General features: G+C 44.8%; 2 rRNA genes. Both read right to left on the bottom strand.

The features are described 5' to 3' along the window. Positions 1-127 (bottom strand): 23S ribosomal RNA (locus KW850_RS32755); the annotation flags it as partial. A gap of 157 nt (positions 128-284) precedes the next feature. After that, positions 285-400, bottom strand: a 16S ribosomal RNA gene (locus tag KW850_RS32750); the annotation flags it as partial.

The following is a 400-nucleotide window of genomic DNA, read 5'->3' as shown; positions in this document are numbered from 1 at the left end:
GTTTCCCCATTCGGAAATCTCCGGATCAAAGCTTACTTACAGCTCCCCGAAGCATATCGGTGTTAGTCCCGTCCTTCATCGGCTCCTAGTGCCAAGGCATTCACCGTGCGCCCTTTCTAACTTAACCGAAGTTAATTAGTAAAAGAACTTACTTGTTTATATGATGTCTTGTCAATTGCTATCTAGTTTTCAAGGAACAATTTTGAGAGATAGTTCTCTCAAAACTAAACAAATACAGAAACGTCCTTTTTAATGAAGAATCGAGTCCTTCATTTTATCCTTAGAAAGGAGGTGATCCAGCCGCACCTTCCGATACGGCTACCTTGTTACGACTTCACCCCAATCATCTGTCCCACCTTAGGCGGCTGGCTCCTTACGGTTACCCCACCGACTTCGGGTG

The organism is Bacillus sp. sid0103, assembly GCF_019219025.1.
Note: the sequence above shows the minus strand (reverse complement) of the source record. Positions and strands in the feature narration are given on the sequence as shown.